This is a genomic window from Microcoleus sp. LEGE 07076 (assembly GCF_015207455.1).
Classification (GTDB): domain Bacteria; phylum Cyanobacteriota; class Cyanobacteriia; order Cyanobacteriales; family Microcoleaceae; genus Microcoleus.
The window spans coordinates 1-7,962 of the sequence record NZ_JADEWV010000247.1; the positions used below are offsets into that span (position 1 = coordinate 1).

The following is a 7,962-nucleotide window of genomic DNA, read 5'->3' on the forward strand; positions in this document are numbered from 1 at the left end:
CCCCTATGGCGCTGGGTGGCTGCTGAAAGTGCGCGTTGACAATCTTAGCGAAGCCGACGACGCTTTATCTGCCGAGAAGTATCGCCAAATGGTGGAAGGGGAATAGGGAATAGGGAATGGGGAATGGGGCTGGTTGATAATTCCACAATCCGCCAGGGGTTGAAATCCCGGGCTAATAGCACAAGTCGTCTCAAGACGACTGATACCAAATCCGAGTTTGCTATCCCCTTTATCTTGTGATATCATGTCAGGCCGATTATCCATAAGAAAAAAGGTTCGTAGTGAGGAATGAAAGTCCTTATAATCGAAGGACTTGCATTCCGAACGATCAAACGGTCGGACTTTGAGAGACAGAGAAAATCTCCCCTCTTCTTTTGCAAAATGTTACAAACAAAGAAGCAAAAGTTAACTCAGGAGAATCCGCCTTGGTACTCTACAGCCCTCAAGTTGAACCCAGCCAGCAGCAAAACCTTTCGCCGATTAATGGTTTTGCGGGGCGGCACATTGGCCCGACACCCAGCGAAATCCAGCAAATGCTGAATGTTTTGGGTATTTCCAGTCTTGATGAGTTGATTGATAAAACGGTGCCGGCGGCGATTCGGATTTCTGCACCCTTACAGCTTCCCGAAGCACAAAGCGAGTACGCTGCTTTGGCACAATTGAAAGAAATTTCTGCAAAAAATCAGGTATTTCGATCGTACATCGGGACAGGATATCACGACTGCATCACACCCCCGGTCATCGGGCGCAATATTCTGGAAAATCCCGGTTGGTATACAGCTTACACTCCCTACCAAGCTGAAATTGCCCAAGGGCGATTAGAAGCTTTGCTGAACTTCCAAACCATGATAATTGACCTCACGGGTTTGGAAATTGCTAACGCTTCTTTGCTGGATGAAGGGACTGCGGCGGCGGAAGCGATGGCGGTAAGTTACGGCGCCTGCAAAAATAAGGGAAAAGCGTTTTTTGTGGCTCAAGATTGCCACCCTCAAACGATTCAAGTTGTGCAAACTCGCGCTAAGCCGTTGGGAATTGAAGTGCTTGTCGGCGACCATCAAAGCTTTGAGTTCGATCGTACAATCTTCGGCGCACTCCTGCAATACCCAGCAACAAACGGCGCAATTTACGACTATACCGATTTTATTCGATCGGCACACAAAGTCGGCGCCTTAGTCACAGTTGCCGCCGACATTTTGAGCCTTTGCCTGCTCACACCCCCCGGCGAATTCGGCGCTGACATAGCCGTAGGAAGCACCCAGCGCTTCGGAGTGCCGCTCGGATTCGGAGGGCCCCACGCAGCCTATTTCGCCACCCGAGAAGAGTTTAAACGGCAAGTTCCTGGGCGAATTGTGGGAGTTTCCAAAGATGCTAACGGCAAGTCAGCACTGCGTTTGGCATTGCAAACTCGCGAACAACACATCCGTCGCGAAAAAGCAACTAGCAATATTTGTACTGCTCAAGTTTTGCTGGCAGTGATGGCGAGTATGTATGCTGTTTATCACGGCCCGTCAGGACTCAGAGACATTGCCGAGAAAGTATGGAGTTTAACAGCACTTTTGGCATCCGGTTTAACAAGTTTCGGATACAAAATTGGTTCTCAACCTTTCTTCGATACTTTGCGAGTAGAATTGGGAGACAAACCGCTGTCAGAACTTCTAGCAACTGCTAAAATTCGCCAAATTAATCTCCGAGTTTTTGATGATGCGACAGTGGGAATCACTTTAGATGAAACTGTCACAGTTGAAGACGTGCAAGAATTGTGGGAAATTTTTTCACAAAATAAGGATTATGTCAGGGCCCCAGGGCTGAGCGCTCTCAACATTCCGCTGGATGCAGACGCATTGAATTCTTATTTAACTTTACCAGATTTTTGCGATCGTACCAGCAGCTATCTCACCCATCCAGTTTTCAACAGCCACCACTCAGAAACCGAACTTTTGCGGTATATGCACCGCTTGGAAGCTAAAGATTTATCGCTGAATACATCGATGATTCCCTTGGGTTCCTGTACAATGAAATTGAATGCAACTGCGGAAATGCTGCCAGTGAGTTGGCCGGAATTTAGCAAGATTCACCCCTTCGCACCCAGCCATCAAACTCGCGGCTATCAAATGATGTTCGTGCAACTCGAACAGTGGCTGGCAGAAATCACCGGTTTTGCCGGAATTTCCTTGCAACCAAACGCTGGTTCCCAAGGTGAATATGCGGGTTTGTTAGTAATTCGCCAATACCATGAATCTCGCGGGGAATCTCACCGGAATATTTGTTTGATTCCCCAGTCAGCCCACGGCACAAATCCAGCTAGCGCCGTCATGGCGGGGATGAAAGTAGTTGCTGTTGATTGCGACTCTCAGGGAAACATTGATGTTTCTGACTTGCACAAAAAAGCTGAAAAGCACAAAAATGAACTAGCTGCTTTGATGGTAACATATCCATCTACCCACGGCGTATTTGAGTCAGAAATCAAAGAGATTTGCGAGATTGTTCACAACTGCGGCGGACAAGTTTATATGGACGGCGCAAATATGAATGCTCAAGTGGGTTTGTGTCGCCCCGGTGATTTTGGTGCTGATGTTTGTCACTTGAATTTGCACAAAACTTTCTGCATTCCTCACGGCGGCGGCGGCCCTGGTATGGGGCCGATTGGAGTAATGTCTCATTTGGGAGAATTTTTGCCCAGTCATTCTCTTCTTAACAGTCAACAGTCAACAGTCAACAGTCAACAGTCAACTGTTGGCGCTGTTTCGGCCGCGCCTTGGGGAAGTGCCAGCATTTTGACTATTTCTTGGATGTACATTCGGATGATGGGAGGAGTTGGTTTAACTGAGGCGACAAAAGTTGCAATTCTAAATGCGAATTACATGGCAAAACGGTTAGAATCTTATTATCCAGTTTTGTATAAAGGGAAATCTGGTTTAGTCGCCCATGAGTGCATTTTGGATTTGCGACTTCTCAAGAAAACCGCAGGTATTGAAGTCGAAGATATTGCTAAACGGTTGATGGATTACGGCTATCACGCACCGACGGTTTCTTGGCCGGTTGCGGGTACGGTGATGGTGGAACCGACGGAAAGCGAATCGAAGCAGGAATTAGACCGTTTCTGCGATGCGATGATTGCGATTCGTGGCGAAATTGCGGAAATTGAAAAAGGCAATGTTGACGCGCAAAATAATGTGTTGAAAAATGCACCTCACACCGCAGAATCTCTGATGGTTGATGAGTGGAATTGTCCTTATACTCGCGCCGAAGCGGCTTATCCGACAGCTTGGACTCGCGAACATAAGTTTTGGCCTGCGGTGGGCCGGATAGATAATGCGTTTGGCGATCGTAATTTTGTCTGTTCTTGTTTGCCAATGGAGGCTTATACTCAAGGTTGAAATCCCTGAGTCTAAATCCTCTCCCATCCCCCACATCTGCATCTAGAGAGATAAAATTTGCACAAAAATTGGTAATTTAGGAGATTTTTTCTCCTAAATACCAGTTTGAGGCTACCATAGTGGCTGACAGTAGTGTAATCCTATGCGTTCTGATGGGTAAAAATAATGTTAATTCAATTTACTATACAAAATTTCTTATCCTTCAGGGATGAAGTCACTTTTAGTATGGTGGGAATTAATAGCGATGCACAGCATATAGGCCCGCGGCATCAAAAAACGCCCGCTATTTGGATGGGGATTTGACGGTCTGGGCATTGCCTATCCCTACATCCGAAATCCTCAAGTAACTCCGATTGTTGTAAATCTCGATGAGTTTACTTACAATTATATTAACATAAAAGGTACAATCAGCACTAGAGAAATTTCTATTTACAAAGCTCACAATTGGATTCTGGATACTACTTTATCTGTTGGCATTTTGGGGCTGCTGGCTGGCACGGCACTTTGGGGATATTATGTATGTTTAGCGGTGAAATCATCGGTGTACGGCATTGAATCAGTTGCTATTGCTTATCTGATTTTTACTTTAACTTGGTTTGAGGGCGCTCAATACGCACATATTCCCTGGTGGATTCTAAGTTTAGCCCCAGTTAAATCTACTTCTTTTACTCGTTTGCGATCAAAGTCCGGGCAATTACCAATTACCAATTAGCAATTACCCATTCCCGATTCCCCAATCTTACATTTCCTGCATCAACCGCAAATAATTTTGCCGCATCTGCGTCATATTTTCCATCATTCTATTGGCCATATCTTTCTCGACATCACTCATTTGCTGCCAAAATAAAGCCGATCGTCTGGCCATGATTGCTTCTTCCCACAGCATCTCCAAAAGTTGCGCGGCCATTGGGTTTTCAGCATCGATAATCCCGCACAATTGCTCGAAGGCTCGGTTCGCTTCGGCGTGAGTGTTAACATCCTGAACCAGGCTGAGGCATTTTTTGAGTTGTACGATCGGGTTTTCAGAAGAGTAAGCCATAATTTCACTAAGATCAGCGACAAAATTTACAGTGATACCTTTGAGATTACTAGAGTTGTGACACAGCCGTAGAGTTCCCTACATACCAGCGCCAAGGTAAATCAATTCCTTGAGAAATCCCGATCCGCGTAGTTTGCACAAAATTTATTGTGCCCTCCTCGACAGCTTGCTGAAAGTCCTCGCTGCGGTGTTCCAACCGCAGCGGGTGATTTGCATCTAAGGGAAAACCGCTGAAAGTTCGATCGATCTCCAGCACCTTACACAGTTTCCCTGGCCCGGCGGCGAGGCGCGATCGCTTTTTTTCGGGAATTCCAGCGAACCCCTTGGGAAGCGCATCTAGCTGCAAAGCTCGAATCAGCACACCGCTAGCAACCCCCTCTACATCCGTCACCACGTTAAAACAGTGATACATCCCGTAGATTAAGTAAACGTAGCAGATACCCGCAGGCCCGAACATCGCTTGATTGCGAGGAGTGCGCTGGCGGTAAGCGTGACAAGCCGGATCTCCGGGGCTGTAAGCTTCTGTTTCAACAATAATTCCCCGAATCGTCTCACCGTCAGGAAACTGCCGCACCAGAGTACAGCCCAGCAAATCTGGCGCTACGCTGGTAGACGGCCGCGCCAGCCAAAAAGATTCTACAATCTGAGTATTTGCACTCACTCAATCGGAGACCGTAAATTATGGACGTTAAGTTAGTTTTAGCAGTTTTGACGGCAGTTTTCACCGTTTGCTGTCTGTTCTTCGGCACAAAAAACGGATTCTATGATAGTGACAAGTATCACGGTAACGGTTCTGCTCACTAATTTTAGGTGACTGTTAGTTGCTTAAAAAAAACCGCCGCCTGTCACTCTGGCGGCGGTTTTTTTTTTGATGAACCACAGAGGCCGCAGAGGACGCAGAGATTGAGCAAACAGAGAACTCAATGATTGACAAGAATTTCACAAATGATTGTGGCGCTGATGTCTGTTATTGAGATGCCTGTTTTTTTTGATGAACCACAGAGGCCGCAGAGCACGCAGAGATTGAGCAAACAGAGAACTCAATGATTGACAAGAATTTCACAAATGATTGTGGCGCTGATGTCTGTTATTGAGATGCCTGTTTTTTTTTGATGAACCACAGAGGCCGCAGAGGACGCAGAGATTGAGCAAACAGAGAACTCAATGATTGACAAGAATTTCACAAATGATTGTGGCGCTGATTGCTATAGCGGTTCGATCGCGTTGTGAGGTATGCCGGCGGAGGCCTATGCCCGCCTTGGCCAGCGGCATCTCATATGAGAACTCGAAATGCTATATATTTGCTGCAATTAAGGGTGAATCTGGCCATCTGGCATTTTAGTTTGCTGCATTGTAGCATTCTCGAAATCCGCGCATCCCGGAAGATTAAAACGCATTGTGGTTCCTCGGTCTGTTGATTTAATCTTAAAACCAACTACTGCATTTTCTGGGTCATTCTTTTCCGGTACAGCACTGACTTTAAAATCCATATTTTTGGCTTGACCGTTAGTATCAACATTGAAACTTATTCCGCTACATCCCAAATCAGAACCTGTCAGGTTGGCTTTATTCAAGTTAGCATTTTTTAGGTTGGCATTCGCCAGTTTTGTTCCTGATAAGTTAGCATTTTCTAGGTTTGCTCCCTGCAAGTTAAATCCTTGCAAGTCCATTCCCTTTAAGTTGACATTGCTGAGATTGCATTCGGGACACTGTTTAGTTTCGAGCAATTGCTTGACTTGGTTTTGCTGGTTTAAATCAGGTATGTATTTGGTGGCAGCGAATAAAAGTGCGATCGACAATCCTGCGGTAACTATATTTTTGATTTTCATAAAAACTCATAAAAGCTGCGGCGGCTTTCTTTGGCGGTTAATTATTAATACAGGAGTGCGATCGACTTCTCCTGAATTTCTACAAAAAAATTGCCTACATATCAGACTAGCAGGAATACGCAATTAAACAGGGCCGAACTTATAAATCCCGCTTGCTTTCCCTTGCCGCCAGTGCTGCTTTGAGTTTCAAGAGTGCGCCCGCCTGCTTCACTCCGCTCGCTTTCTGTCCGCAAACGGAATTTATTTTGAGCCCAGGGGGCGCATTTGCATATACCTGCGGACTGAAATAAAAGAAACTTTGTTTATATCCCTGGAGTGAGCCAATCTTAGAGAAACTTGAGGATGATTAAATCGAAAGGAAATACTTTACCTGCCCTACGTTGTAAGTTATCGGCAACTAATTTTTTAATTGGTGCGATCGATTAATTTGCTTGCAAAACAGTTGGCAGCAGCTCAGGTATCCCAACTTCGCCAAAACACACCCTATCTGCAATCCGGACGCTTTGGAGTGGCAATGAACACAATCAAACCCGAACCCAGAAGATCGCGCTTCATGGCTTTGCTGCTGACGACGCTGCTCACATTTCCGTTTTTGACGACTGCTTGCGGTTCTAGCCAGCAAGCTTCCGCTCCCCCGCCTCCTGTTGATGACACTCGCGCCGGAGGGGTGCAAACTAATGGTGTCCCCACTCCTTCGCCGCAAGCAAAAAAAGGATTGAGCAATGCTCAAAAAGTAGGGATTACTTTAGTCGGAGCAGCCGCCCTTTATTATCTCTACCGCCAGCACCAAAACAAGCAAGAACAGGGGCCGCAGGGAAAATATTACCTTTCTAAAAATGGTCGCGTTTATTACCGCGATGCCCAGAATCGTGCTCACTGGGTAACGCCCCCGCCTGAAGGAATTAAAGTTCCCGAGGCCGAGGCAGAGCGTTACCGCGAATTTCAAGGGTACAACAACCAAACTACGGGCCGAGACCTCAAAAGCTTGCCGGAAGCTACAAGTCCTGTTCCGGCACAGTAGCCTTACTATTTGAGATTTTAGATTGTCGCTGCCTTGATTTTTAATGAAATCTGGTATTCCCAATCTAAAACAGCGGTTTTTCCACACATAAAACAGAGGAATTTTATCATGGTAGACGGATTTTTCCGCAAGTTAAAAGATGCGATCGTCGGGCCAGACAGCGAGCAAGTCGATCCTGACGGCAATTATGACGCTCGCCCAAATCCCGGACAATTCGGGAACGCGCGTCCGGCCAGCGAAGACCCCTACGGCGACCCGGCCGACTACGGACAATTCGGTAACGTGCGTCCGGCCAGCGAAGACCCCTACGGCGACCCGGCCGACTACGGACAATTCGGTAACGTGCGTCCGGCCAGCGAAGACCCCTACGGCGACCCGGCCGACTACGTAGCTGATGCTGGAATGTTCGGCAATGTGCGTCCGGCTAGCGAAGACCCCTACGGCGACCCGGCGGATCAGGAAGTTATTTGAGTTGAATCAGTTGGCTAGAAAAATTAGTTGCTAAGCAACACCACTCCTGCGGGGGTGTTTTTTTTGTTGGGAAATACCAATAGTGAGCCAAAGATCAGCGGAAAACGGAAATCTTGAGGGGGTAGCGAGTCTGAAACCCTTAACTAAGTAAGGATCGCGAATTAAATAATTTACACATAATTGTGGGATGGGCTCTATAGCCCGTCCTGGACGGGCTATAGAGCC

General features: G+C 46.8%; 8 protein-coding genes and 1 pseudogene. 6 read left to right on the plus strand and 3 right to left on the minus strand.

The features are described 5' to 3' along the window. The 3 genes and pseudogenes from IQ270_RS26045 to IQ270_RS31495 form a co-directional block, all read left to right on the plus strand. Nucleotides 1-106 (plus strand): annotated as a pseudogene (locus IQ270_RS26045) (glycine cleavage system protein H); the annotation flags it as partial. Between the two features lie 319 nt (nt 107-425). Further along, entirely contained in the window at nt 426-3,377 is a 2,952-nt protein-coding gene (gene gcvP / locus IQ270_RS26050) for an aminomethyl-transferring glycine dehydrogenase (protein WP_193976064.1), read from the plus strand. Between the two features lie 478 nt (nt 3,378-3,855). Next, complete coding sequence (locus IQ270_RS31495; protein WP_228056709.1) at nt 3,856-4,089, plus strand: hypothetical protein; 234 nt, start codon at nt 3,856-3,858, stop codon at nt 4,087-4,089. Nucleotides 4,090-4,116: 27 nt separating this feature from the next. Here IQ270_RS31495 and IQ270_RS26055 read toward each other — a convergent pair whose 3' ends face one another. Together IQ270_RS26055 and IQ270_RS26060 are read right to left on the minus strand one after the other, a co-directional pair. Then, entirely contained in the window at nt 4,117-4,416 is a 300-nt protein-coding gene (locus tag IQ270_RS26055) for a hypothetical protein (protein WP_193976065.1), read from the minus strand. A 49-nt stretch (nt 4,417-4,465) separates the two neighbouring features. Continuing rightward, entirely contained in the window at nt 4,466-5,077 is a 612-nt protein-coding gene (locus IQ270_RS26060; RefSeq protein ID WP_193976066.1) for a DNA-3-methyladenine glycosylase, read from the minus strand. Between the two features lie 20 nt (nt 5,078-5,097). Between IQ270_RS26060 and IQ270_RS32070 the strand changes: the two genes are divergently transcribed. After that, nucleotides 5,098-5,220, plus strand: coding sequence for a hypothetical protein (locus tag IQ270_RS32070; RefSeq protein WP_096830678.1), 123 nt, complete (start codon nt 5,098-5,100; stop codon nt 5,218-5,220). 506 nt (nt 5,221-5,726) lie between these two features. On the opposite strand, the gene IQ270_RS26065 is transcribed toward IQ270_RS32070, so the two are convergent. After that, on the minus strand, nt 5,727-6,245 hold the full coding sequence (locus IQ270_RS26065) for a pentapeptide repeat-containing protein (RefSeq protein WP_193976067.1): 519 nt from the start codon (nt 6,243-6,245) through the stop codon (nt 5,727-5,729). A gap of 514 nt (nt 6,246-6,759) precedes the next feature. Between IQ270_RS26065 and IQ270_RS26070 the strand changes: the two genes are divergently transcribed. Together IQ270_RS26070 and IQ270_RS26075 are read left to right on the plus strand one after the other, a co-directional pair. After that, complete coding sequence (locus IQ270_RS26070) at nt 6,760-7,266, plus strand: hypothetical protein (protein WP_193976068.1); 507 nt, start codon at nt 6,760-6,762, stop codon at nt 7,264-7,266. A 108-nt stretch (nt 7,267-7,374) separates the two neighbouring features. Further along, nucleotides 7,375-7,737, plus strand: a complete 363-nt coding sequence (locus tag IQ270_RS26075; RefSeq protein WP_193976069.1) for a translation initiation factor — start codon at nt 7,375-7,377, stop codon at nt 7,735-7,737. Nucleotides 7,738-7,962: the final 225 nt, after the last annotated feature.

What these genes read in the sequence shown, in the direction of transcription:
- IQ270_RS26055 (WP_193976065.1), bottom strand. Translation starts at nt 4,416, where the DNA reads ATGGCTTACTCTTCTGAAAACCCGATCGTACAACTCAAAAAATGCCTC.
- IQ270_RS32070 (WP_096830678.1), top strand. Translation starts at nt 5,098, where the DNA reads ATGGACGTTAAGTTAGTTTTAGCAGTTTTGACGGCAGTTTTCACCGTT.
- IQ270_RS26065 (WP_193976067.1), bottom strand. Translation starts at nt 6,245, where the DNA reads ATGAAAATCAAAAATATAGTTACCGCAGGATTGTCGATCGCACTTTTA.
- IQ270_RS26070 (WP_193976068.1), top strand. Translation starts at nt 6,760, where the DNA reads ATGAACACAATCAAACCCGAACCCAGAAGATCGCGCTTCATGGCTTTG.
- IQ270_RS26075 (WP_193976069.1), top strand. Translation starts at nt 7,375, where the DNA reads ATGGTAGACGGATTTTTCCGCAAGTTAAAAGATGCGATCGTCGGGCCA.